Source organism: Tenacibaculum todarodis (genome assembly GCF_001889045.1).
Lineage (GTDB): Bacteria > Bacteroidota > Bacteroidia > Flavobacteriales > Flavobacteriaceae > Polaribacter > Polaribacter todarodis.
In genome coordinates this window covers 2809855-2834951 of sequence record NZ_CP018155.1, presented here as the reverse complement: position 1 = coordinate 2834951, position 25097 = coordinate 2809855, and the positions used below count along the sequence as shown (strand labels likewise).

Here is a 25097-nt window from a genome sequence, read left to right as displayed (position 1 = left end):
TTAATATTTTTCTCTATCTTTAACAAAAAGAGAAAGAAAAAAATATGCTAGTTAAAGTCTATGGTAGCGCCGTTTTCGGCATTGATGCTACCACAATTACTGTTGAAGTAAATATTGATAAAGGTATTGGTTATCATTTGGTAGGTTTACCAGATAATGCCGTTCGAGAAAGTTCTTATCGAATTTCCGCTGCACTTAACAACAATTCTTACAAACTTCCTGGAAAGAAAATTATCATTAATATGGCGCCTGCCGATATTCGAAAAGAAGGTGCTTCTTATGATTTAACGCTGGCAATGGGAATCCTTGCTGCTTCAAATCAAATTAAATCTGATGGAATTGATGAGTACATTATTATGGGTGAATTATCTTTAGACGGAAGTTTACAACCCATAAAAGGCGCTTTACCTATCGCAATAAAAGCACGCGAAGAAGGTTATAAATATTTTATACTTCCGAAAGAAAATGCAAAAGAAGCTGCTATTGTAGACAATTTAGAAGTTTTGGGGGTTGAAAATATTATGGAAGTTATCAATCATTTTAATGGTGATGAATTACTAAAACCTACAGTTGTTGATACTCGTGCAGAATTTTATAAAAATGTAGATTTCCCTGAGTTTGATTTTAGCGATGTAAAAGGACAAGAATCTATAAAACGCTGTATGGAAATTGCCGCAGCTGGCGGACATAATATTATTCTTATTGGCCCACCAGGAGCAGGAAAAACTATGTTAGCAAAACGATTACCTTCCATTTTACCTCCAATGACGTTACATGAAGCTTTGGAAACCACCAAAATTCATTCGGTAGTTGGTAAAACTAAAAACAATGGATTGTTATATGAAAGACCTTTTAGAAGTCCACATCATACAATTTCTGACATTGCTTTAATTGGTGGCGGTAATAGCCATCCACAACCTGGAGAAATTTCTTTGGCACATAATGGCGTGTTATTCTTAGATGAATTACCAGAGTTTAAGCGTGGCGTTTTAGAAGTGATGCGACAACCTTTAGAAGATAGAGAAGTTACTATTTCTAGAGCTCGCTTTTCTGTAAATTACCCAAGTAGTTTTATGTTGGTGGCAAGTATGAATCCGAGTCCATCAGGATATTTTAACAATCCAGATTCGCCAATGACATCATCTCCTCAAGAAATGCAGCGTTATTTAAGTAAAGTTTCTGGACCTTTATTAGATAGAATTGATATTCATATTGAAGTTACTCCGGTTCCGTTTGAAAAACTTTCTGATGAACGAAAAGGTGAATCTTCGGTAAAAATTAGAGAGCGTGTTACTTTAGGTAGAGAGATACAATCTGAACGTTTTAAGGAATTTGAAAATGTACATTACAACGCTCAAATGAGTGTAAAACAAATTCGAAAATATTGCAAATTATCTTTAGAAAGTAAAACGCTTTTAAAAACTGCAATGGATAAATTAAACCTTTCTGCCCGTGCTTACGATAGAATTTTAAAGGTCTCTAGAACAATTGCCGATTTAGCAAATGAGGAAAATATTTCTCCAGATCATATAGCAGAAGCAATACAATATAGAAGTTTAGACAGAGAAGGTTGGTTAGGATAAAATAGTTAGCAATTTTCAGGAATTAGTTGGCAAGTACGCGCGTTAAGGATTGAACCTTTCGACTGCGCTCAAGACAGGCTCTATGTTTGAGCTCTTTTTGTTTTAGCAAAAACAAAAAAGCGAATAGTGAAAGCCTGTTAAAACGCCAAAAAAATAGGTAAAATCCTTATTTTAAGAGTGTTATTACTTCTTTTAATTCCCTAAATTTACATACCAAAAACTACTATTAATGAGAGGTGAAAAACAACTCTTGGGAAATCTATGCAATAAAACAACAATTTGTTTTATTGGTTTTCTGTTGTTTTTTAGCTTTTCTTCTTTAGCGCAAACACCATTATACGCAGATATTCCTGTAAGTGATAATGGCACAAATAACAACCTTGGTAATGCAAATACAAGTAGAAATGTTGCTATTGATTTTAACGGAAATATTTACGTTGTATACGCTAATAATAATCAAGTAAGAGTTGCTAAAAGCACTACTGACGGTTTAAATTTTAATTCGAGTGTTTTGGTTGCTATTGCAACTAATGTTGAGCCCGAAATTGCAATTAACAACCAAGGAACTGTTTTTATTGCTTGGGTAGAAAGTAAATCTATTTATTTTACACTAAGTACAGATGGTGGCGCAACTTTTAGTACTCCAGAATTAATTAGTTCTACTATTTTAGATACCCAAATACATATGACAACTTATAACGAAAATGTATATCTAACAGAAAGACAAGGGAGAAATTTATACTACAATAACAATAATGGTGTTGGTGGTTTCAATGCTACCTCAACAGGTAGATCTATGATTTTTGCAGATGTATTAACAGACCAAAATGGTGTTGTTTATATGCCAATGGATAATCCTAATTTGTTACTTTTTGAAAGCACAAACCAAGGTACTTCTTTATCACAAACAAATTTAAATCCTTCGGGCTTGGTTTATTACTCTAGTTACGCTTTAAGCGATGGACCTTGTGGAACTTTTATTTTTGTTGGTGGCGGAGAAACAAATCCGTCTACTAATTTAGGCTACAAAATGGACGTAAATACTGGGGTAATAACTGAATTAACTCTAGGTCTAAATACAACTACAGCACAAGCAAGAACTTTATATGCAGACAATCAAGGTACTTTAATTGATGGTTATAGAAGAAGTAATGGAGATTTAATGATTAGTGTAAGTTCTAATCAAGGTAATAGTTTTGACACACCAATTGTAGTTGCAAGTGGAGAAAGCCATAATATTGCTAGAAGCCCAACAACAGACAATATTGTTGTAGTTTACGAATCTAATGGAGAAATATTTTTAACGGTGTATGATAACATTTTAAAAAACATTGAATTACTAGAACCAAACCCTCCGTTGAGATTATGTGTTAATGAAAGTTTTGAAATTTCTTTTGAACTTACAGGTGTTTTTAGTCCAGGTTCAGTTTTTTCGGCTTCTTTAAGTGATGAAAATGGTGATTTTTCCAATGCTACTGAAATAGGTACAGTTACAACAAATAGTAGCGGAACCATAACCTGTACAATTCCTAACAATGCAATTGCTAGTTCTCTTTATAGACTTCAAATTGAATCTCTAGAAAATTGCATACAAAGTAATAGCATTCTTTTAACGGTAAATGAAGGTTCAGTTTCTGGGCTTTCTAAAATATGCGAAGGAGATAATACCCAATTAATTGCTACAGGAATGCCAGATTCTACTATACCTTGGACGTCTTCTAATATAAATGTTGCTACAGTTAATAATACTGGACTTGTAACTTCTGTAGGCATTGGAACTACAAATATAATTTATAATACAAGTGGTGGTTGCTCTATAACATATCCTTTTGAAGTATTAAAAATCCCTACTTTAAATCAAAATATATCTCTGAATAGTTGTCAAACTGATACAGACGGAACAGCGGCTTTTGATACCTCAACTATAGAAAACACCTTATTAAACGGACAAACCGGAATGTCTGTTTTTTATACGGATGAAAATGGAAATGCGCTTCCAAGTCCGTTACCAAACCCGTTTAATTCTGAGACACAAACTGTTAATGTGAGAGTTGAAAACAGTCTTTCTGCGACTTGTTTTGCGGAAACTACAATTGATTTTATTGTGAATGCAAATCCAACTATAACAGCAATTCCAACTCAAGAAGTATGTGATAATGATACTGATGGATTTGCAGATTTTGATACTTCAACCATAGAAAACACCTTATTAAACGGACAAACAGGAATGTCGGTTTTTTATACGGATGAAAATGGAAATGTGCTTCCAAGTCCGTTACAAAATCCGTTTAATTCCAATTCGCAAACAATTACTGCAAGAGTTGAAAACAGTCTTTCTGCGACTTGTTTTGCGGAAACTACAATCGAATTTATTGTGAATGCAAATCCAACTTTAACAACAATTCCTGCTCAAGAAGTCTGTGATGATGATACTGACGGATTTGCAGATTTTGATACTTCAACCATAGAAAACACCTTACTAAACGGACAAACTGGAATGATTGTTTCTTATACTGATGAAAATGGAAATACACTTCCGAGTCCGTTACCAAACCCGTTTAATTCTGAGACACAAACTGTTAATGTGAGAGTTGAAAATAGTCTTTCTTCAACTTGTTTTGCTGAAACAACTATCGATTTTATTGTGAATGCAAATCCAACTATAACAACAATTCCTGCTCAAGAAGTTTGTGATGATGATTCTGATGGTTTTGCTGATTTTGATACTTCAACCATAGAAAACACGTTGTTAAACGGGCAAACAGGAATGACGGTTTCTTATTCAGCTGAAAATGGAAATCCATTGCCAAGCCCGTTGCCAAATCCATTTAATTCCGATTCGCAAACAATTTCGGTAAGAGTTGAAAATAGTCTTTCTGCGACTTGTTTTACGGAAACTACAATCGAATTTATTGTGAATGCAAATCCAACTATAACAACAATTCCTGCTCAAGAAATATGTGATGATGATTCTGATGGTTTTGCTGATTTTGATACTTCAACCATAGAAAATACGCTGCTAAATGGACAAACAGGAATGACTTTTTTTTATACCAATGAAAACGGAAATACATTGCCAAGTCCGTTGCCAAATCCGTTCAATTCCGATTCGCAAACAATTTCGGTAAGAGTTGAAAACAGTCTTTCTGCGACTTGTTTTACGGAAACTACAATCGAATTTATTGTGAATGAAAATCCAACTATAACAACAATTCCTGCTCAAGAAGTATGTGATGATGATACAGATGGATTTGCTGATTTTGATACTTCAACAATAGAAAACATACTACTTAATGATCAAACAGGAATGACTGTTTCTTATACGGATGAAAACGGAAATGCACTTCCAAGTCCGCTTCCAAATCCGTTTAATTCTGAGACACAAACTATTTCTGTGAGAGTTGAAAACAGTCTTTCTGCGTCTTGTTTTTCGGAAACTACAATCGAATTTATTGTTAGACAAGAACCCATTGTTCAAGTAGATCCAGAAGCAACTATTTGTATGACAGAAAACCCTTCTTTAGATATTTCTGTGATGAATCCAAACCCTAATTACACCTATCTTTGGACTGATGAAAACGGAACTCAAATTGGTTCTGGTGCAACTATAAATGTTTCCAATGCTGGTTTGTTTAATGTTAGCGCAACACTGCCTTTAGGTTGTATTACAAATAATGCTCAAATAAACGTTATTGAATCTAATATTCCTGTACTTACAATTGATGATATTACTATACATGAAAATTCGACAAGCAATTCAATTACCATAAATACATCTAATCTTTTACCAGGAGAATATCAATTCAGTTTGTTAGATGATAATTTAAATGTTGTATATGATTATCAAAGTGAACCGTTTTTTGATAATTTAGATATTGGTTTGTACACAGTTTTAGTTAAAGATATACATAATTGCGGAACAGATGAGGTTAATATCTCTATACTAAATTTCCCAAATTTCTTTACTCCAAATGAAGATGGCATCAATGATTTTTGGACAATTGAAGGTTTTAATAATTCATTTTATCCATCAAGTAGTATTCATATTTATAATAGATATGGAAAAGTAATGGCAGAACTTCCTGCCGAAAACCCATCTTGGAATGGAACTTTTAGAGGAAAAAGAATGCCTTCTACAGATTATTGGTATTTAGTTTTATTGACGGATATTTATGGGAGATTAAGAGAAGAAAAAGGGCATTTTAGTTTACTTAGGAAGTGAAACTTTTAAAGTTATTTTAGAAGATGAAAATATTGGAGTAAAATTCATATTTTTGAATTCTATGAAAAAAACACTCCTTTCAATTCTTTTTTGTTTTCTTTTTTATTTCAATTCTAATTCTCAAATCACTTTATCTCATAATGTTGGTGATGATGTTATTCAAAATAATATGTACGGCTGTAGTTGGGGTGGTATTAATTGGGCAAGAACATTTAAACTTGAAAACTTTAATATCAATACAAATGAAGAATTTGTTATTAAGTCAGGGAAAGTTGGGCTTTTTAACTCCTCTAATTGGGGAGTTTATATTCAATTTAATATTTATGAAATCGATGATGACTTTCCGGATTCTTTTTCTGAAAATAGTTTAATTGGAAGTAGTCAAAGTGTACATCAATTTGCTACTACAGATCAGCCTCATATTGTGAATGTGATTTTTGACAATGAAGTTATTGTACCTGCTAGTGTAAAAAAAATTTTAGTTGAAGTAAAACAATTACATAGTACAGCAAGTTCTGCTGTAGCATTTTGTGCTGGTACTCAAAATGATAATGATTTATCATGGTTCAAATCCGACAGTGGAGGATGTCCACCTTTTCAAGAATATAAAAGCACTACAGAAATCGGTCGTCCCAATGCTCGGTATTACATAACTGTTAACGGAGAATCTAAAACAATTTTACCTTTTGAAATAGAAAGTGAAAATAATTGTATTAATTCAGAAATAGATTTCACATTAACTAATCAATCAGAAATTGACACTGTAATTTGGAATTTTGATGACCCAAGCTCAGGAGTTAATAATACCTCTAACTCTATAGATGTTGTACATCAATTTTCAAGCCCAGGAATTTATAATGTTACAGCAGAAGTTCTTCATACAGATGGAACAAATTATACAATACCTAAAGAAATAGAAATTTTCGACGCTCCTATTGTTAATCCACTTGTTCAATTAAAACAATGTGATAATTTTGATATTAATGGATTTAGTTTTTTCAATTTAACAGAAGTGAATGAAGAAATTATTACTAATTCTTCAAGTTATACAATTACTTATTTTGAAACTGAATTACAAGCTCAAGAGAATAATACGCCACCTATTGCAAACTTTACAGCTTATGAAAATCAAACTGTAAGTTCAGATACGGTTTGGGCAAGAATTGAAAATACCAACGGATGTTTTAGAACCAGCCAAATTGACTTAATAGTTTCTACCACGAAAATACCGTTAACCTACACAAAAGAGTTTTATGAGTGTGATGATGGTGCAAATACCACAGACGGAATTGCAACTTTTGATTTCAGTCAAGTAACCACTGAAATTGAAAATATTTTTCCAGCTGGTCAACAATTGATTATAAAATATTATCAATCCGAAGCAGAAGCCTTGGCAGAAATGAATGCAATACCTGATGCTAATATTTCAAATTATCAAAATACAGCAAGCCCAAATCAGCAAGAGATTTACATTCGAGTTGATAGCGCACTAGATAATGATTGTTTAGGTTTAGGGCATCATATTACGTTGAATGTAGAAGCGCAACCTGTAGCAAATCCTGTAACTATTACTCCAGAATGTGATAATGATAGAGATGGTTTGTTTGCTTTTGATACATCAAATATCAAAAGCACACTTTTAGGTTCTCAAACAGGAATGACAGTAACCTATTTTGATGAAAACGGAGCAAGTTTATCAAGTCCGTTGCCAAATCCTTTTTATACTGCTTCACAAACTATAACAGCTAGAGTTACCAACACATCAAGTCAAGATTCTGATGGACAATGTTATGCGGAAACTACTTTTGATTTTGTGGTAAATGCTGTACCAATTGCAAACCCAATAGCACCTTTAGAACAATGTGACAATGATACTGATGGAATAATTGCTTTTGATACATCAAATATAGAAAGCACTATTTTAGGCACACAAACAGGAATGGTTGTAAAATACTTTGATGAAAATGGAACGGCATTACCAAGTCCGTTGCCAAATCCGTTTACAACGGCATCACAAACTATTACGGTAAGAATTGAAAATCCGATTTATGCTGTTTGTTATGAAGAAACCACAGTTGCCTTTATTGTTAGAGAGAAACCTGTTGTTAAAGTATTTCCAGAAGACATAATTTGTATGACGAGTTCTCCTTCAAAAGATATTTCTGTAGAAAACCCGAACTCAAATTACACCTACACTTGGACAGATGAAAATGGAACTCAAATAGGCACAGGAGAAACGATTCCTGTAAATGAAGGCGGAATGTATTCTGTAATAGCAACTTCTCAGTTTGGTTGTGATTCTGATAAGGCAACAATTACTATAATTGAATCCGAAATTGCAACCATAACGCAAAATGACATTGAAATTGTTGACGATTCTGATAACAATTCAATTGTAATTAATACAGCTAATCTTGGACAAGGAGAATATCAATTTAGTCTATTAGATGAAAATTTATTGACTGTTTATGATTACCAGAACAGTCCAGTTTTTGAAAACTTAAAAGGAGGAATTTATACTATTGAAATCAGAGATAAAGATGACTGTGGTATAGCTCAAGAAGAAGTTTCTGTAATTAGTTATCCAAAGTTTATAACCCCAAACAACGATAGAATTAACGATGTTTGGACAATTAAAGGGTTTAATGCTACTTTTTATCCTTCAAGTACTATTCTTATTTACAATAGATTTGGAAAAATAATGGCAGAATTATCTGCTGAAAACCCAACTTGGAATGGTTTATACAAAGGGAAACCTGTACCTTCAAACGAATATTGGTTTACGGTTCAATTAGTTGATAGAAATGGAAATTTAAAAACTAGAAAAGGGCATTTTAGTTTACTTAGGAAGTAATTTCATTTATAATTTTCACATGATGATTTGTATGCAAAACCAAAAACCGAACAACTCTTTTTTTATTGATATGTCTAAAAAGAGGGTGTTTAAAATAAGCGTTGTTATCTAAACTTGAGATTGTTTTAATATTCGTTTTTGCTATTTCAAGTTGCAAAATTATATCTTCTTTTAAAACCACTTCTGGTGGTTTTACATGTTTTGGAGCTTTTGCTTTTCCACGAGGAAAAAAACCTAAAGCAAAAAACACTTTACCAACAAAACTAAAATTGTTTTTATATGTTGTTGGATCAGATTCTTGGAGTGTTTTAACTACCGCATTAACTACCTTAAGACTATGATCTAAATGCCAACCTACAGATGCTTTAGAAATATCTAATTTTAATACTTCATGATTTTCAATATAACCCTCTATTCGTTGTAATAAATAATCTAGTTTTTCAGTATTCATAAAGTCGATTTTCGAGTATAAATTTAATCATTTTATTGCGTTAAAGATTGAAACCGTTCGAATATCTATTGATATTCTTAACCTTTTTTCTTTTTCTGAAAAAAGATATAGCCTTTCGACTGCGCTCTAGGTAAATTCCAGCCTGTTAAAACGCCAAAAAAAAGAGATTCCTCAATCGGCTTAAAAAGACTCATTTCGGAATGACAGAGTAAGAAAAAACCCTCACAACTAATGTAAGGGTTTTGATTTTTATGAGATTTCTCAATCGCCTAAAAAGGCTCATTTCGAAATGACAAATAGTTTTTAAAGTTAAGTTGTTACTAATAACTAACGACTAAAACCTAACAACTATTTAATATCTATAATGTTCTGGCTTATAAGGACCTTCAACAGTTACACCAATATAAGATGCTTGATCAGAACGTAATTCTGTTAACTCAACACCAATTTTAGCTAAGTGTAATTTTGCTACTTTTTCATCTAAATGTTTTGGTAACATGTACACTTCGTTTTCGTAAGCATCTCTGTTTGTCCACAATTCAATTTGTGCTAAAGTTTGGTTTGTAAATGAGTTACTCATTACAAAACTTGGGTGACCTGTTGCACAACCTAAGTTTACTAAACGTCCTTCTGCAAGAATAATAATATCGTTTCCTGCAATGTTGTATTTATCAACTTGAGGTTTGATTGTATCTTTTGTATTTCCGTGCTCTTTATTTAACCAAGCCATGTCAATTTCGTTATCGAAATGTCCAATATTACAAACTATTACCTTGTCTTTCATTGCTTCGAAATGACGACCTTGAATAATATCTTTGTTTCCTGTAGTTGTAATAATAATGTCAGAATTAGCAACAACAGTTTCTAATTTCTTCACTTCAAAACCGTCCATTGCAGCTTGTAAAGCACAAATAGGATCGATTTCAGTTACGGTTACAATTGAACCTGCACCTTTAAAAGAAGCAGCTGTTCCTTTACCAACATCTCCATAACCACAAACAGTTACACGCTTTCCTGCTAACATAATATCTGTTGCTCTTCTAATTGCATCTACTGCAGATTCTTTACAACCGTATTTGTTATCAAATTTAGATTTAGTAACAGAATCGTTTACGTTAATTGCTGGCATTGGTAATGTTCCTGCTTTTACTCTATCGTATAAACGGTGAACTCCAGTAGTAGTTTCTTCTGATAAACCGTTGATTCCTGCAGCTAGTTCTGGATATTTATCTAACACCATGTTTGTTAAATCTCCACCATCATCTAAAATTAAGTTTAATGGTTTTTTATCTTCACCAAAGAATAAAGTTTGCTCAATACACCAGTCAAACTCTTCTTCTGTCATATCTTTCCATGCATACACAGGTGTTCCTGCAGCAGCAATTGCAGCAGCAGCTTGATCTTGTGTAGAGAAAATATTACAAGAACTCCAAGTAACTTCTGCTCCTAAAGCTTGTAAAGTTTCAATTAAAACAGCAGTTTGAATTGTCATATGTAAACATCCTGCAATTCTTGCACCTTTTAATGGTTGTTCGTTTTTATATTCTTCTCTTAAAGACATTAAGCCTGGCATTTCTGCTTCAGCCAATAAAATTTCTTTTCTTCCCCAATCAGCTAAAGAAATATCTTTAACTTTAAATGGTACGTAAGCTGTTGTTGTGCTCATATTTTGTATATTTATATTCTAATTTTCGAGCTGCAAAGTTACGACATCCATTTTAAAAATTATGGCTCTTTACAAAAGTTTAACGGTAGATAATAACACTAAAGTTCTGATTTGGAAGATTGAAGAATCTTTTGAAGCATTAAATGCAGATATTATTCTGACAGAGAACAGTCAAACTCGTTTAAACGGAATGAAATCTGAATTGCATCAACGCGGTTTTCTAAGCGTTAGACATTTGCTAAAAGAAGCAGGTTATACAGATAATGATTTGTTTTATGATGAATTTGGGAAACCCTATTTAAAAGATGGAAAGCATATTTCTATCACGCATTCTTTTACCTTTTCTGGCTTAATTATTTCTGATGATAAACATGTTGGAATTGATATTGAAAAACAACGTGATAAAATCTTAAAAATAGCGCATAAATTCACACCAATTGAAGAATACAAAACCATTGCAAATCATGATGCATTAATTAGTAAATTGACGATTGTTTGGGGAGCAAAAGAAAGTTTGTATAAAATCTACGGAAAGAAAAAACTCTTATTCTTACATCATATTTATATTGAAGATTTTAAGTTTGAAGATGAAAGAACTACTGGAGAGATTAGATATGAAGGAGAAATTAATTCATACGGAATTCACTTTTTAGAGTTTGATGGTTTTACTTGTGTTTTTGCTTATTAATGAAAAACCTAATCTTCACTATAAAACATATAAATCCAAATAGATCTAGAGCTTCTAAAGTTAAAAGTACTTAATAGTATAGCTATTGTTATAGCAATTATGATAACATTTATATATGAAAAGTTTAATATTAATCTAAATAAAACTGCAGTTGCTATCATTTCTGCAGCTACAAGAGCGTAACTTACAAACATAGACCCGAAGAAGAAACCAGGTTCTTTTTCGAATTTAAAATTACACTTTTTACAAAAAGCATTCATTTTTGGTGCTTTAAGTAACAAAAAGTTACCTGTCTTATAAAACATTTTCCCATCTTTACAATTAGGACATTTACATTTTAATATATTTAATACTTTTGGCATAATATTTATACTATTTTTATGCAAAATTAAAGTAATATAGTTAGAAACTTCATATAACATAATCGCCATTTTTTATACTTTTAAGACATCATCATGAAAATACCAGTTTTAAAAATTAATCAATTTAAAGAACCTGAAACATTAAATGATTTCTACATCAATTCATTTTCGAATCATATAGATTTAAATAAGAAGTTATTAAAAAAGCCACATAGCCATAACTTTTACCTTTGCGTTATATTTACACAAGGTTCTGGAACTCATGAAATAGACTTTAATTCTTACCAAGTTAATTCTGGTAAAGTATTTTTCTTAAAACCTGGACAAACACACTCTTGGAAGTTTGAAACAAAACCAGAAGGTTTTATATTTTTTCATTCATTAGAATTTTATAATTTAAAATTTTTAGACCATACACTTCAGTCATTTCCATTTTTTTATTCTAACCAAAATCCACCTTTATTAGATTTATCGAAAAAAGAATTAAATAAATTAAAAATGCTTTTTGAAGAAGTATATAAAGAATATCTTCAGAAAAACTTATTACGAGAATTAAAAATAACAAACATTGTAAATAATATTTACATAGAACTAACAAGAGCTTATACAGCTAATATTGATATAGAAGAATTGGTTTCTACTAATTACTCTGTAATATTAGAAAACTTAGAAAATTTAATTAACACAAATTTTTATAGAGAAAAATTCCCTAAGTTTTATGCAAATCAATTAAATATAACAACAAAACACCTTAACAGAGTTGTAAAAAATGCAATTAATAAAACTACAAGTCAGTTAATTTCTGAGAGAATTATTTTAGAATCTAAAAGGTTAATGATACACTCTGAAAATAATTTAGCAGATATTTCTGATACGCTACAATTTACAAATTATGCTTATTTTTCTAAGTTTTTTAAATTAAAAACCGGTTTTACACCTTTAAGTTTTAGAAAAAAATATGCTATTTTTAAATAGAATAAAAACTAATTATTATCTATAATTTAGTAATTTGTATTTTCGCAATTGTGAATATTTACCAAAACATTATATCAGCAAAAGCAGCAAACAAAAAACTATTAGCAGTTTTAATTGACCCAGAAAAGTTTGAAGTTGAAAATACAGTTTCATTTTTTGAAAAAGTGCATCAATCTATTGCTACGCATATTTTTGTTGGGGGAAGTACAGATGAAAAAAACCAAACAGAAAACGTAGTTTCTGCTATAAAAGAAACTACTGATTTACCTGTTATTTTATTTCCTGGTGATGTTTCACAAATTTCACAAAAAGCAGACGGAATCTTGTTTTTAAGTTTACTTTCTGGTAGAAATCCTGAATATTTAATTGAGCAACAAATTAAAGCTGCTTCAATTTTAAAAAAATCAGATTTAGATATTTTACCAACTGGTTACATCTTAATTGACGGAGGAACTAAAACTGCAACTCAAAAAGTAAGTAATACAACACCAATTTCTCAAGACAATTTAAAACTTGTTTTAAACACTGCTTTAGCTGGTGAATTCTCAGGTAAAAAACTTATTTATTTAGAAGCTGGAAGTGGCGCAAAAATTTCTGTAAATGAAAACATTATTAAAGCAGTTTCTGATAATTTATCTATTCCCTTAATTGTTGGAGGCGGAATTTGTTCTAAAAAACAATTAGATGAAGCCTTTAATGCAGGAGCAGATTTAGTGGTAATTGGAACTGCTTTTGAAAAAGACACATCATTTTTTAATCAATTGAAAAAATAGTTGTGTTTTGTCATTCCTGCGAAGGCAGGAATCTATAAATACATAATCGAGATTCCTGCCTCCGCAGGAATGACATTGATTATAAAAATGTACTTTTGATTTTTAAAAATAATTTTCTAATGAAAATATCTATAGAACTTACTTTGTTACCTCTCAATAATAATTTTGAGGATCATATTATTACGTTTATAAAACGTTTACGCGCATCTAAGTTTACTGTTTTAGAAAACCCAATGAGCACTCAAATTTATGGCGAATATGATTTATTAATGCCTTTTTTAACTTCAGAAATTAAAAAATCGTTTGAAAATCAAGAAAATGTTGTCGTAAATTTAAAAATAGTAAAATCTGATAGAAGTAATTATGAGCCACATTTTTGATTTCCTTTTTGGTCAATATAAAGACTATTCTACAGTTGATACAACTTTAGAAATTATAGCAGTAATTTTTGGTTTTTTATCTGTTTGGTTCTCCAAACAAAATAAAATTTGGGTGTTTCCAACTGGAATGATAAGTACCGCAATTTTTGTCTATTTGCTTTTAAAATGGGAACTTTTAGGTGATATGATGATTAATGGCTACTATTTTATAATGAGTGTTTATGGTTGGTATATTTGGACTCGTACAAAAGATGGAGAAGTTGTTAATCCGATTTCTAAAACTACATTAAAAGACAAGAAAATTTCAATAGCCATCTTTTTAGCAACCTTAGTTTTTGTTTATATCGTTTACAAAACCTTTGACAAATGGACAAGTTGGGTTGCGTATGCAGACACTATTACAACAGCAATTTTCTTTGTTGGTATGTGGTTAATGGCAAAAAGAAAAATAGAAAATTGGTTATTCTGGATTGTAGGAAACATCATTTCTGTACCTTTATACTTCTATAAAGGATTTACATTTACAAGTTTCCAATATTTTGGATTTACATTTATAGCAATATTTGGCTACATAGCATGGAAAAAAAACTTAGACAAAAATCAATCAATCTTGTAAAGGTTGTTTTATTTGGACCAGAAAGCACAGGTAAAACTACACTTTCTACACAACTTGCACGTCATTACAATACTGTTTGGGCACCAGAATTTGCACGTGAGTATTTACAAGACAAATGGAATAACGAACGTAAAACTTGCGAGGCTTCTGATTTAATTCCTATTGCAAAAGGGCAAATGAAATTAGAAAACACCTTAGCTAAAAAAGCTGATAAGGTTTTAATTTGTGATACCGATTTATTAGAAACCAAAGTGTATTCAGAAGAATATTATGGCGGTTTTGTTGATCCAGAATTAGATAAAGCAGCAAAAGAAAATAAATACGATTTATATTTGCTAACCTATATTGATACGCCTTGGGAAGCAGATGATTTACGCGACAAACCTGAAGAGCGTTTGGAAATGTTTACTACTTTTGAAAATGCCTTGAAAAAGCATAACAAAAACTACATCTTATTAAAAGGTGATAAAGAAACGCGCCTTAAAGAAGCTACAATTGCTATTGATAAATTGATTGCTGAGAAAGATGATTTATTTTCTTTTTCAGATTCTTTATTAGATTTAGATATGCATTTCTTACACCAGAATACAGATGATTTTGGTAATTCTTTTGATTACTAATGAATTCTGAAACCATCATAAAAGAATTATCTTTTAAGGCTACCAGAAGTTCTGGTGCTGGTGGGCAACACGTAAATAAAGTGTCTTCTAAAATAGAATTATCATTCGATTTAGAGAATTCTACTTCTTTGTCTGATGATGAAAAAGAACGTTTAAAGGACAAACTTTCATCTAAACTTACAAAAGAGAATATCCTTATTTTATATTGCTCAGAATCTCGTTCTCAACATAGAAATAAAGATATTGCCATTAAACGTTTTTTGGATCTTATTAAAATTGGTATAAAACGCCCCAAAATTAGAAGGAAAACAAAACCAAGTAAAGCTTCTGTTAAAAGAAAGGCAGAACATAAAAAAAGAACTTCCGTTAAAAAAGCTTTGAGAAGAAAACCAAAATTAGATTAAGTTTTCTAATAATTGGCAAGTAAGCTTAGCCCTGATTGAACGGCTTGTTTGAGCTCTTTTTTGGTTATTGAGCGTAGTCGAAATGCCAAAAAAAGCGAGTAGTGAAAGCAGGAAATAGCTTCTAAAAAGAAAAATCGTTTTTTTGTTTTCTAATCAATTTTTCCAATATACCTTTGCCGCGTTCTCATAAAGGGGTGCTAATTTTAGTTGGCAGTTTTTTAGTATTCAGTAGGCAGTTAAACTGTAGACTGATTACTGATTACTGATTACTAAGAAAGGCTGAGATCATACCCAATGAACCTAGAACAGATAATGCTGTTTAGGGATTGCGAGCGTTAAGAAAACATCTTGTAGATGTTTTTAGTGAGTAGCGAAAAAGCTATGCTTTTTCTTTATTTAATGTTCGATAACTAATTATTCAATATTAATCACAAGAATAATTACCTCTTTTTATTCGTTTTAAAATTTTTTAAAATGAAAAAATCTATCATTTTTTTATTCTTGTTTGTAACAGCAGTTGCAAACTCCCAAAACTACACTTTTTCAGGAAAGGTTGTAGATGAAAATCAAGAACCACTTGTTGGTGCTACTATTGCCGTTAGCGCATTAAAAAAAGGAACTACTTCGGACTTTGAAGGAAAGTTTAAACTAAGTTTACCTAAAGGAACTCACAAAATTGAAGTTTCGTTTTTAGGCTTTAGAACTGGTTATTTTACACAAGAAATTCTTAAAAACGAGCATGTTTTTGTTGAATTATTTTCTGATTTATCTAAGTTGGATGAAGTTTTAGTTTCCGCAGTTCGTGTACAAGCAGATGCGCCTGTAACACATTCTAACTTAACCAAAAAAGAAATTGCTAAACGTAATTTAGGACAAGACATTCCAATGTTAATGAACTATATGCCAAACGTTATTTCGTCTTCAGACGCTGGTGCAGGAATTGGTTATACCTACATTCGTGTTCGTGGTTCTGATGCTTCTAGAGTTAATGTTACTTTAAACGGAATTCCTTTTAACGACTCTGAAAGTCAAGGTTCTTTTTGGGTGAATATGGGTGATTTTGCTTCATCAACACAAAGTTTACAACTACAACGTGGTGTTGGAACATCAACAAATGGTTCTGGTGCTTTTGGTGCAAGTTTAAACATTTTAACCGATGCTATTTCTGAAGAAGCTGGTGGAGAAATTTCTAATTCTTTTGGTTCTTACGGAACAAGAAAACACACCGTAAAATTTACTACTGGTAAAATAAACGAGCATTTTGAGCTTGCAGGTCGTTTGTCTAATATTTATTCGGACGGTTATATTGATAGAGCATTTACTGATTTAAAATCGTACTTTTTACAAGGAAGTTATTCCGATGAAAACACATTGGTAAAAGCAATTGTTTTTGGAGGAGAAGAACATACTTACCAAGCATGGGAAGGAATTGATGCTGCACAATTAGCAACTGACAGAAGATTTAATCCTTATACGTATGAAAACGAAACGGATAATTACAATCAAGATCATTATCAATTACATTGGAATGAAAAGCTGAATGACAAATGGTCTACAAACTTGGGTTTAAACTACACAAGAGGAAAAGGGTATTATGAGCAATATAAAGCTGGTAGAGACGCAGCAGACTACAATAATTTAATTGTAGACGGAAGTGATGTTATTGTACAACGTTGGTTAGATAATCATTTTTATGTTGCTAATTTTAATGCTGATTATAAAGGCGATAATTTTGATCTAATTTCAGGTGTTTCTTATAATAATTACAAAAATGATCATTACGGAGAAATTCTTTGGGGAAACGATTTAGCTCCAAATACATCAATTTATGATCGTTATTATGAAAGTAATTCAACCAAAACAGATTTTAGTATTTTCTCTAAAGCAACCTTTAATATAGCTGAAGATTTAAAAGCTTTTGTTGATTTACAAGGAAGATTTGTAAACTATACAACTGCAGGTTTAACTTCTGATAGAGATCCAATTGATGTTGATGCAGATTACAGTTTTTTTAATCCTAAGTTAGGTTTAACATATACTTTAAACGAACAAAACAGTTTGTATGCTTCTTATGCACGCGCAAATAGAGAACCAAACAGAACCGATTTTGAAGGCGGAAACTCTCAACATGAAAGTTTAGATGATTATGAATTAGGTTGGCGTTTAAAAAACGAAAAAGTAAAATTAAATACCAACGTATATTATATGGATTACCAAAACCAATTAATATTAACGGGTGCAATTGATCAAAATACTGGAGAGCCATTGCGAGCTTCGAGCGGAAAAAGTTACCGTTTAGGTTTAGAAATTGATGCAGATATTAAATTATCTGAACAAGTTTCAATTAGACCAAATGTTTCTTTTAGCAAAAATATAAATCAAGATTATAATGCAGAAGTTGACGGAGTTTTACAAAACTTAGGAAACACACCAATTACATTTTCTCCAGATATAGTTTTTGGAAATGCAATAACATATAGTCCAACAAATAATTTTCAAGTAGCATTATTATCTAAATACGTTGGTAAACAATTAATGAGTAATTTAGATAGTAAAGTTTCTGACTTAGATGTTTTAGAAGGTTTTTTCACAAGTGATTTAAACCTAGTTTATGAAATACAAACTAATAAAATATTTAAATCTATAGTGTTTACAGCTTTAGTAAATAACATTTTTAATAAAGAATATGTAGACAGAGGTTATTATTATACCTATGATGATACTTGGTCTAATCCAGGCACTACAACAACTGTAGATGGCTCTGGTTATTATCCGCAAGCAACAAGAAACTTTTTAATTGGTGCTACTTTAAAGTTTTAAAATATTTTTTCCTTTGGAAGAAAAAATCTCGAGCAAATGCTCGAGATTTTTTTGTTAAACAAGGTTTTACCTTTTGTTAAAGAAGTAATACCCTTATTTTTTTTAGTGTTATTAAGATAACTTAGTACTTGCTTAACTTAAATATGCTATTATTTAGTTAAATAAGAGTTATAAATAACCCTAAGAATAAAGTATGGGATCACAAAAAATACAAGGAGAACTTTGGGGAAAAAGACCCAAAGATTGGGCTAACATACAAGAACTAACAGGAGATTCTGGATATAGACACGCATTAGAATTACTTAAAATAGAACCTAACCAAACTTTATTAGATGTAGGTTGTGGTACAGGATATTTTTGTGATTTAGCTACAAAACAAGAAATTGATGTTACCGGAATTGACGCGAGTGAAGAGCTTATTAAATACGCTAAAAAAAGAAATTCAAACATAAAATTTTTAACAGGTGAAATGGAAGAACTACCTTTTGATGATAATTCATTTGATTTTGTTTGTGGGTTTAACTCCTATCAATATGCTAATAATATAAAAAATGCATTTACGGAAGCTAAAAGGGTCTTAAAAGATAATGGAAAACTAACAGTAATGATTTGGGGTAACAAAGAAGACTGTGAAGCATTAACCTATCTAAAAACTATTGAAAGTTTACTTCCGCCACCACCTCCAGGAGCAGCTGGTCCTTTTGCTCTTTCAGAAAACAAACTACTTGAGCGAACATTAGAAGAGGTTGGTTTTAAAATAATTTCAAGTAATGACGTGGATTCAATTTGGGATTATCCCAATTCTATAACAGCTTTAAAAGGATTATTATCTGCTGGCCCTGTAGCAAAAGCGATAGATAATAGCGGTTTCGAAAAAGTATTTGATGCAATAGATGTAGATATACAATCCTACATTCAATCTGATGGAGGTATTATCTATAAAAATAAATTTAGAGTTGTTATTTGTGAAACAAATAACAACTAATTAATATACAGTGTTTTACCTTTGGGTAATTGTTAATTAATAACTAACTTTCGTATAACTAATTATTTTAATAATCTAAAAAAAAATATTATGATAAACAACTATTTTTCATTTAAAAAATCTGGTTATAACTACTTATTATATTGTCTAATGTTATTAAATAGTAGTTACTTAAATAGCCAAACAATTAACTTTACTATAGACACTGCTGTGGATGAAAACACTGTTTCTATTACAGAAACTATAGGTAATGGAACAGACACGTATACATTAAATGTAGAACATCCTGGAAATGAGGAACTTGATGAATTAACTTCAGGAGATTTTATTTTTTATCTGAGTACAGGCGGAACAGTTGCTCTTCAACCCTATACAATTTCTATAACTAAAAATAATAATCCTGTAACATTCACTTTAAATGGTGTTGATTATGACACATTAGAAGCAGGAAGTATTTCTATTACAAACCAAGATGATGCTGAAATTTCAGCTAATAAGTTATATGCTATTGGTTCTGGCGCATTAACTTTTACAAATACTACAAATGCAACTGGTATCTCAGCTTTTAAAATTGTACCGAATTCTAACGGAGAATTAAATGATTTTGGGTTTCACAATATTCAAGTAGAAATATCTAACGTATTAAACGTAGATAACAACACATTAAGTACTAAAGGAATAATGATATATCCTAATCCTACTGAAGGATTAATAACTATAGAAAACTCGAGCAACACACCTTTAAAAGAAGTACAAATTATAGGCTTAAATGGTAGATTACTTAAAAGTTATGATTTTAGTTCCGAGAATAAAGAACTTAATTTAGACTATCTTTCTAGTGGTATTTATATATTAAAAATAAACACTTCTAAATCGTCAATAAGTAAAAAAATACTTATTAAATAATAATATAATTTTTAAAAAAATACTGAACATTTAAGTGATGTTCAGTATTTTTATTTTAAGAATCAATTCTACCAACAGCACAACTAACAAAAGATTTTGCCTTGTGTACAATAGTGTTTTTACCACCCACTTCTGGATATCCCAATTTAGATAATTTTTCTTTTATAACTTCTATTTTTTCATTTTCTGAAGTTACAAAAACCATTGATTTTTCTACATCAACTTCAACATTAGCAATTCCATCTAAGTTTAATAGTCCTTTTTTAATAGTTGCTGCACAACCACCACATTTAAGGTTTTCTATTTCTATTTTTGTTTTCATTTTTTCTATTTTTCTATTTTTCTTGTTTCCAAGCGTTATATCCACCCAAAACATTAATTACTTTATACCCTTTTTCTTGTAAAATTTTAGAGGCCTTCATACTTCTCCCTCCACTTCTACAGTAAATATATACAGGTTTTTTTTTATCTATAACTGAAGACACGCTATCATAAAAACCATCTTTATTAACATCTGAAAAGACAGCTGTTTCTATAAATCCCTGCTCAATTTCTGATGTAGTTCTAACATCTAATAATTGAATTTTATCATTTGATAAAATTGTTTTTAATTCCCTAGTTGTAATAGATTTTATTTCTTGAGAATTACTGCAAGAGATAAAAAATAGTGTTAAAAATACACATAGTAAACTTCTCATAATTTATTAATTTTTAACTACTGGTATCTTTCTCCATCCACTTATAGACTCAGAAAAATCTCTACCTGTAAAACACCAAATAACAACTTTTTTATTTTTAATCCAATCTATTTTTTTTGCTTTTCTGTACAAATCTATTCTAACTGAATTTGTACCTGAACCCTTAACTGCAATCAAATCTAAATTAAAGCCTAACTTAGAAGCCAATACACCAGGTAAACCTGCGTTTTCCGCTAACATATCATTACTTGAATGAAATATTAGACAATGGCTGTCACCCATTAAAAGTACGGGTGAATTATTATTAAGTTGAGACAACTTATTATATTGTTTGATTTTAATTTTCTCTTTCTTATCTGATTTATTAGAATTCTTCCATAAATCTCCTTCAATTTCTATTTCTAATTTATTTGGAGATTCGGACAATTTATTTTCTTTAAGGTAATCTATGTACCAACTATTTTCACTTACTTTTTTAAGTATTTCTTCTGAAGCAGTATTAATACCGTTAGGACTCCAATGAGAATCTTGCTTACAATAAGTTTCTATTCCTTTTCTTCTATTATTTTTAAATTTTGAAATAAGGTTTATAGTTTTAACCCCGCTTTTTTCTAACTTACTAAACAACTCTTTATAATTAACATCATATGTATTTTTAATAGAAAGTTTTTTTGATAATTTATCTGGGTAAAGCAAAGCTTTAGGAGGAACTGGCATTACAAATAAAGTTACTCCTAATTTTTGTAGTTGATTATTAAAATCTACAATTGCAGGTATTGGATCTTGCCTACCATTTTGTTTGTTTTCAGAAGTTATTTTGGAAACTTCTCCATAAAACTTACCCTTAGATAAATGGTTTATTTCATCTCTTAAAAACATCCACCCATCAAGACCTTTAATCGTTTTTTTTGTTTTATTATCTGTTAAAATTCTTTTACTTTCAACTTCTAATAAGTTTTGAGATCTAGTTTGTAAAATATTAAAAAATATTAAACTTAATATAAAAACTGTTTTTTTCATTATTTTATTTAATTAATTCTCCCCATAAAGGTTCTTCCAATGAAAGAATTTCATCATCTAATTCAGAACGATTTAAAGACCCGAATTTATTGATTTTTCTTTGCCAATTAGAGAGTTTTAGAGTAATCTTAGTCCCAACATTTAAACTAGCTGCTGGCGTCCAAACATTATTTTTCATGCTCTCTAAATATACTACTGCATCTCCTAATTTTTTATTATTTAAGGAAGAAACAACTTCTTTTAAGTGAACTGAAACTATATGGTCTTTATAAGGCACACTACCAACCATTGGGATTTTAGCAACGTCTTCAACCACAGCATTAACTATAATTTCATCTTCTTGTTTTAACATTAAAAAACTTGTTTCAAAATTGGGATTATATTTTAAAGGAATTAGTTTCCAATTCCCTAAAGATAATTCCCTTTCTGCAAATTGCCATATTATTACCTTTTTTCCTGCTAACCTATTCTCTCCTCTATTTAATTTATTAGCTAATTCTTGTCGGGTTGCAAAAGCACCGTTATTATTTAATGTAATTTTATCTATTGTTTTATTTAAACTTAAACTTAAGTTTTCAAATAGTCCTGCAGAAATACCCCATTCCATATTATTTATCGAGTAAATATTTGAAAAACTGTCTCCTAATAGCAACACGTCAGAATTTTTATTTGGTTTTAATGGATAGTTATTCTCTAAAACTTGCTTAATACCTACTGTTTGCTTATCAAATAACCTGCCAATCTTTTTCACCTTTAACATATTTGCAATATCTCCATAATTTGAAACTGCTGTATGATGAATAACAAATTCAGCATTACCTTTTTCGACCTTTAAACTATCAAGAATTTTGGCTAATAAAAAGTTGGCTTTATGCATTGTTTTTGGTGTCCAATGAGTATCTAAATTAAGGTATTTATCTTCTACAGACAATTTATTATACAGATCTAAAACTACAATATTTTCTTTTTTTATTTTATTGATGAATGCAGAAAATGATGTGTTATTTATTAGTTTACCCTTAGTATTATTAATGGACATTTTTGAAGGAACTGGCATCAAAACTAATTCTATACCTTGTTTCTTTAACTGATTACTAAAATCTACTATTGCTGCTATTGGGCTTGCTGAAACACCTTCATTTTCTACTCTTTGTTTTATTTTTTGTTCATCTAAAAAACCAGATGAAAACACATATTTATTAGAATCATAGAAATATAATTTATCATTGTCTATCCAAACCTTTTCATTTCCTACTTTAAAAACTGATGTTAATAGAGTTTGTACTCTTGGTAGAAAATATTGCTGTAATAATGATTTCTCTTCAATATCTTTTTCTAAATCTTTAAAAGATGTTATTAACTCTTCATTTAAATTAAATAAAGAGCTATTCTTTTCAGTTTTTACAGAAAATGTAGAACCATCACTAAATATATTTTGAATTATAGGAACCAAAGTAATTACTGCTATAAACACATAAAAAAGTATTTTACTTAAAACAGGATTAATTATTGTTTTACCAACTTCTAAACTTGCTAATTCTTCTGGTGTTATATTTATTTTTTTTTCGCTCATTAATTAAAAAATAAAATAAATAAATGGGTTAAAACTTTGTGTTAATAATGTAATTACGGAAACAGTAAATAAAGTAAGAATATATACAGCTTTTGGTATTGTTATTTTTTTTGTAAAATCCCATGTTTGAGGAAAAAACCAAACAACTATAGCAGAAATTATAAAGCATAAAAGGTAATACGGATTCCAAATTAAAATATCTATAACATTATCTGTAATTACATTTGTATTGAACCCTAACATTGAGCTTAGGTAATTTATTGCGCTAGAAAGTGTATCTGATCTAAAAAACACCCATGCAAAAACAACTATAATAAAGGTCACTAATATTGATGCATTCTTTGGTAGTTTTTTATACAAACTTTCTTTACCCACCATTCTTTCAATAGATAAAAACACTCCATGAATAATACCCCAAATTACAAAATTCCATGAGGCTCCATGCCATAAACCTCCTAGTAACATTACAATCATTAAGTTTATGTAAGTTCTATGTTTTCCTTTTTTGTTTCCCCCTAACGGTATGTATAAATAATCTCTTAACCATGTTGATAATGAAATGTGCCATTTTCTCCAGAAATCTGTAATGCTTCTTGATGAATATGGAGAGTCGAAATTTTTAGAAAAAACAAAACCCAGCATTAAACCTATACCGATAGCCATATCTGTATAACCACTAAAATCAAAATATATTTGAAAAGCATAAGCTATTGCACCATACCAAGAATCAATAAAACCAACTTCTACGGCATTAAAACAAGAGTCTGCAATTTTCCCACAGGGATTTGCTAATAAAATTTTTTTTGCTAGACCTAAACTAAAAAAGGCAATACCTCTAGTAAATTTTTGTATTGTATGAGTTCTAGTTTCTAATTGGTTTGCTATTTCTTGAAATCTTATAATAGGTCCTGCTACTAATTGAGGAAACATAGAAACAAAACACGTAAAGTCAATAAAATTCCTAATAGCCTTTGCATTACCTCTATATATATCTATAGTATAACTCATACTTTGAAATGTATAAAAGCTAATTCCTAAAGGAAGTATAACTCTAAAAAAACTATCATATTGATAATTATCAAAACCCAACCCTGTCATTAAACCATTATAACTTTCAATACCAAAGTTAAAATATTTAAAAAAAGCCAAAAGGCTTAAATTTGAAATTATTGATATTAATAAAGCTCTATATTGAACTTTAGTTCTTGTAGAATTCTTATTTAGCAGCTTAATTGGTTTACCCCATTCTCCAATACTTTCAGAAATAAAGAGCCCACAAATGTAATCTATAGTTGTGCTAAAGAGCATTAATAAAATAAACATTGGGTTAGCCCAACCGTAAAAAACATAACTTATAATTGTTAATGTAAGGTGGCGTATTTTTTTGGGAGATAAGTAGTATAATACCAATGCTATTGGCAGAAAATAAAATATAAAAAAGTAAGAGCTAAAAACCAAATCTTATTTACTTTTGAGAGAGTTAATTGTAATACTTTCTATT

Annotated in this window: 21 protein-coding genes; 13 read left to right on the top strand and 8 right to left on the bottom strand. The window is 30.3% G+C overall.

Annotated elements, in window-relative coordinates:
* The first annotated feature begins 44 nt into the window (after positions 1-44).
* From LPB136_RS12960 to LPB136_RS12950, 3 genes are all read left to right on the top strand, one after another.
* Positions 45-1583, top strand: a complete 1539-nt coding sequence (locus LPB136_RS12960; RefSeq protein ID WP_072556740.1) for a YifB family Mg chelatase-like AAA ATPase — start codon at positions 45-47, stop codon at positions 1581-1583.
* A gap of 229 nt (positions 1584-1812) precedes the next feature.
* A complete protein-coding gene (locus LPB136_RS12955) occupies positions 1813-5805 on the top strand; it encodes a T9SS type B sorting domain-containing protein (protein WP_072556739.1) in 3993 nt (1330 codons plus the stop codon).
* Positions 5806-5866: 61 nt separating this feature from the next.
* Positions 5867-8659 carry a T9SS type B sorting domain-containing protein gene (locus tag LPB136_RS12950; protein WP_072556738.1) on the top strand — a complete coding sequence of 931 codons (2793 nt, stop codon included), beginning with the start codon at positions 5867-5869 and terminating at the stop codon, positions 8657-8659.
* On the opposite strand, the gene LPB136_RS12945 is transcribed toward LPB136_RS12950, so the two are convergent.
* A complete protein-coding gene (locus LPB136_RS12945; RefSeq protein WP_072556737.1) occupies positions 8649-9110 on the bottom strand; it encodes a DUF1569 domain-containing protein in 462 nt (153 codons plus the stop codon). The two genes, LPB136_RS12950 and LPB136_RS12945, sit on opposite strands and share 11 nt — an antisense overlap.
* Before the next feature lie 352 nt (positions 9111-9462).
* Positions 9463-10776: an adenosylhomocysteinase gene (ahcY, locus tag LPB136_RS12940; RefSeq protein WP_072556736.1), complete on the bottom strand. Its 1314-nt coding sequence runs from the start codon at positions 10774-10776 to the stop codon at positions 9463-9465.
* Positions 10777-10837: 61 nt separating this feature from the next.
* Here ahcY and LPB136_RS12935 point away from each other — a divergent pair, with 61 nt between their 5' ends.
* The gene (locus LPB136_RS12935) at positions 10838-11464 is read left to right on the top strand and encodes a 4'-phosphopantetheinyl transferase family protein (protein WP_072556735.1); all 627 of its coding nucleotides are present in this window, start codon (positions 10838-10840) and stop codon (positions 11462-11464) included.
* Positions 11465-11472: 8 nt separating this feature from the next.
* On the opposite strand, the gene LPB136_RS12930 is transcribed toward LPB136_RS12935, so the two are convergent.
* Positions 11473-11895: a DUF983 domain-containing protein gene (locus LPB136_RS12930; protein ID WP_237267396.1), complete on the bottom strand. Its 423-nt coding sequence runs from the start codon at positions 11893-11895 to the stop codon at positions 11473-11475.
* A 24-nt stretch (positions 11896-11919) separates the two neighbouring features.
* On the opposite strand from LPB136_RS12930, the gene LPB136_RS12925 reads away from it, so the two are divergent.
* From LPB136_RS12925 to LPB136_RS12885, 9 genes are all read left to right on the top strand, one after another.
* The gene (locus LPB136_RS12925; protein WP_072556733.1) at positions 11920-12801 is read left to right on the top strand and encodes an AraC family transcriptional regulator; all 882 of its coding nucleotides are present in this window, start codon (positions 11920-11922) and stop codon (positions 12799-12801) included.
* A gap of 50 nt (positions 12802-12851) precedes the next feature.
* Entirely contained in the window at positions 12852-13574 is a 723-nt protein-coding gene (locus LPB136_RS12920; protein WP_335743862.1) for a phosphoglycerol geranylgeranyltransferase, read from the top strand.
* A 119-nt stretch (positions 13575-13693) separates the two neighbouring features.
* Entirely contained in the window at positions 13694-13954 is a 261-nt protein-coding gene (locus LPB136_RS12915) for a thiamine-binding protein (RefSeq protein WP_072556731.1), read from the top strand.
* Complete coding sequence (gene pnuC / locus LPB136_RS12910) at positions 13938-14570, top strand: nicotinamide riboside transporter PnuC (protein WP_072556730.1); 633 nt, start codon at positions 13938-13940, stop codon at positions 14568-14570. Before LPB136_RS12915 ends, pnuC begins: the two co-directional genes overlap by 17 nt.
* The gene (locus LPB136_RS12905) at positions 14531-15190 is read left to right on the top strand and encodes an AAA family ATPase (protein WP_072556729.1); all 660 of its coding nucleotides are present in this window, start codon (positions 14531-14533) and stop codon (positions 15188-15190) included. The genes pnuC and LPB136_RS12905 overlap by 40 nt, the downstream gene beginning before the upstream one ends.
* Complete coding sequence (arfB, locus tag LPB136_RS12900; RefSeq protein ID WP_072556728.1) at positions 15190-15594, top strand: alternative ribosome rescue aminoacyl-tRNA hydrolase ArfB; 405 nt, start codon at positions 15190-15192, stop codon at positions 15592-15594. Before LPB136_RS12905 ends, arfB begins: the two co-directional genes overlap by 1 nt.
* Positions 15595-16068: 474 nt before the next feature.
* Complete coding sequence (locus tag LPB136_RS12895; protein WP_072556727.1) at positions 16069-18414, top strand: TonB-dependent receptor; 2346 nt, start codon at positions 16069-16071, stop codon at positions 18412-18414.
* A 193-nt stretch (positions 18415-18607) separates the two neighbouring features.
* Positions 18608-19399 carry a class I SAM-dependent methyltransferase gene (locus LPB136_RS12890; protein WP_072556726.1) on the top strand — a complete coding sequence of 264 codons (792 nt, stop codon included), beginning with the start codon at positions 18608-18610 and terminating at the stop codon, positions 19397-19399.
* Between the two features lie 90 nt (positions 19400-19489).
* Positions 19490-20305 carry a T9SS type A sorting domain-containing protein gene (locus LPB136_RS12885; RefSeq protein WP_083426219.1) on the top strand — a complete coding sequence of 272 codons (816 nt, stop codon included), beginning with the start codon at positions 19490-19492 and terminating at the stop codon, positions 20303-20305.
* A gap of 55 nt (positions 20306-20360) precedes the next feature.
* Here LPB136_RS12885 and LPB136_RS12880 read toward each other — a convergent pair whose 3' ends face one another.
* The 5 genes from LPB136_RS12880 to LPB136_RS12860 are packed head-to-tail and all read right to left on the bottom strand — an operon-like array spanning position 20361 to position 24919.
* Positions 20361-20627 (bottom strand): heavy-metal-associated domain-containing protein, encoded by a 267-nt coding sequence (locus LPB136_RS12880; RefSeq protein WP_072556994.1) that lies wholly within the window; start codon positions 20625-20627, stop codon positions 20361-20363.
* A 13-nt stretch (positions 20628-20640) separates the two neighbouring features.
* On the bottom strand, positions 20641-21003 hold the full coding sequence (locus LPB136_RS12875; RefSeq protein ID WP_072556724.1) for a rhodanese-like domain-containing protein: 363 nt from the start codon (positions 21001-21003) through the stop codon (positions 20641-20643).
* A 6-nt stretch (positions 21004-21009) separates the two neighbouring features.
* A complete protein-coding gene (locus LPB136_RS12870) occupies positions 21010-22023 on the bottom strand; it encodes an alginate O-acetyltransferase AlgX-related protein (RefSeq protein ID WP_072556723.1) in 1014 nt (337 codons plus the stop codon).
* A 4-nt stretch (positions 22024-22027) separates the two neighbouring features.
* Positions 22028-23596, bottom strand: a complete 1569-nt coding sequence (locus LPB136_RS12865) for an alginate O-acetyltransferase AlgX-related protein (protein WP_072556722.1) — start codon at positions 23594-23596, stop codon at positions 22028-22030.
* Positions 23597-23599: 3 nt separating this feature from the next.
* A complete protein-coding gene (locus LPB136_RS12860; RefSeq protein WP_083426218.1) occupies positions 23600-24919 on the bottom strand; it encodes an MBOAT family O-acyltransferase in 1320 nt (439 codons plus the stop codon).
* Positions 24920-25097: the final 178 nt, after the last annotated feature.

What these genes read in the sequence shown, in the direction of transcription:
- LPB136_RS12860 (WP_083426218.1), bottom strand. Translation starts at nt 24,919, where the DNA reads ATGTTTATTTTATTAATGCTCTTTAGCACAACTATAGATTACATTTGT.
- LPB136_RS12890 (WP_072556726.1), top strand. Translation starts at nt 18,608, where the DNA reads ATGGGATCACAAAAAATACAAGGAGAACTTTGGGGAAAAAGACCCAAA.
- LPB136_RS12885 (WP_083426219.1), top strand. Translation starts at nt 19,490, where the DNA reads ATGATAAACAACTATTTTTCATTTAAAAAATCTGGTTATAACTACTTA.
- LPB136_RS12870 (WP_072556723.1), bottom strand. Translation starts at nt 22,023, where the DNA reads ATGAAAAAAACAGTTTTTATATTAAGTTTAATATTTTTTAATATTTTA.
- LPB136_RS12950 (WP_072556738.1), top strand. Translation starts at nt 5,867, where the DNA reads ATGAAAAAAACACTCCTTTCAATTCTTTTTTGTTTTCTTTTTTATTTC.
- LPB136_RS12895 (WP_072556727.1), top strand. Translation starts at nt 16,069, where the DNA reads ATGAAAAAATCTATCATTTTTTTATTCTTGTTTGTAACAGCAGTTGCA.
- LPB136_RS12930 (WP_237267396.1), bottom strand. Translation starts at nt 11,895, where the DNA reads ATGGCGATTATGTTATATGAAGTTTCTAACTATATTACTTTAATTTTG.
- LPB136_RS12880 (WP_072556994.1), bottom strand. Translation starts at nt 20,627, where the DNA reads ATGAAAACAAAAATAGAAATAGAAAACCTTAAATGTGGTGGTTGTGCA.
- pnuC (WP_072556730.1), top strand. Translation starts at nt 13,938, where the DNA reads ATGAGCCACATTTTTGATTTCCTTTTTGGTCAATATAAAGACTATTCT.
- LPB136_RS12945 (WP_072556737.1), bottom strand. Translation starts at nt 9,110, where the DNA reads ATGAATACTGAAAAACTAGATTATTTATTACAACGAATAGAGGGTTAT.
- arfB (WP_072556728.1), top strand. Translation starts at nt 15,190, where the DNA reads ATGAATTCTGAAACCATCATAAAAGAATTATCTTTTAAGGCTACCAGA.
- LPB136_RS12875 (WP_072556724.1), bottom strand. Translation starts at nt 21,003, where the DNA reads ATGAGAAGTTTACTATGTGTATTTTTAACACTATTTTTTATCTCTTGC.
- LPB136_RS12935 (WP_072556735.1), top strand. Translation starts at nt 10,838, where the DNA reads ATGGCTCTTTACAAAAGTTTAACGGTAGATAATAACACTAAAGTTCTG.
- LPB136_RS12915 (WP_072556731.1), top strand. Translation starts at nt 13,694, where the DNA reads ATGAAAATATCTATAGAACTTACTTTGTTACCTCTCAATAATAATTTT.
- LPB136_RS12905 (WP_072556729.1), top strand. Translation starts at nt 14,531, where the DNA reads ATGGAAAAAAAACTTAGACAAAAATCAATCAATCTTGTAAAGGTTGTT.
- LPB136_RS12865 (WP_072556722.1), bottom strand. Translation starts at nt 23,596, where the DNA reads ATGAGCGAAAAAAAAATAAATATAACACCAGAAGAATTAGCAAGTTTA.
- LPB136_RS12955 (WP_072556739.1), top strand. Translation starts at nt 1,813, where the DNA reads ATGAGAGGTGAAAAACAACTCTTGGGAAATCTATGCAATAAAACAACA.
- LPB136_RS12960 (WP_072556740.1), top strand. Translation starts at nt 45, where the DNA reads ATGCTAGTTAAAGTCTATGGTAGCGCCGTTTTCGGCATTGATGCTACC.
- ahcY (WP_072556736.1), bottom strand. Translation starts at nt 10,776, where the DNA reads ATGAGCACAACAACAGCTTACGTACCATTTAAAGTTAAAGATATTTCT.
- LPB136_RS12925 (WP_072556733.1), top strand. Translation starts at nt 11,920, where the DNA reads ATGAAAATACCAGTTTTAAAAATTAATCAATTTAAAGAACCTGAAACA.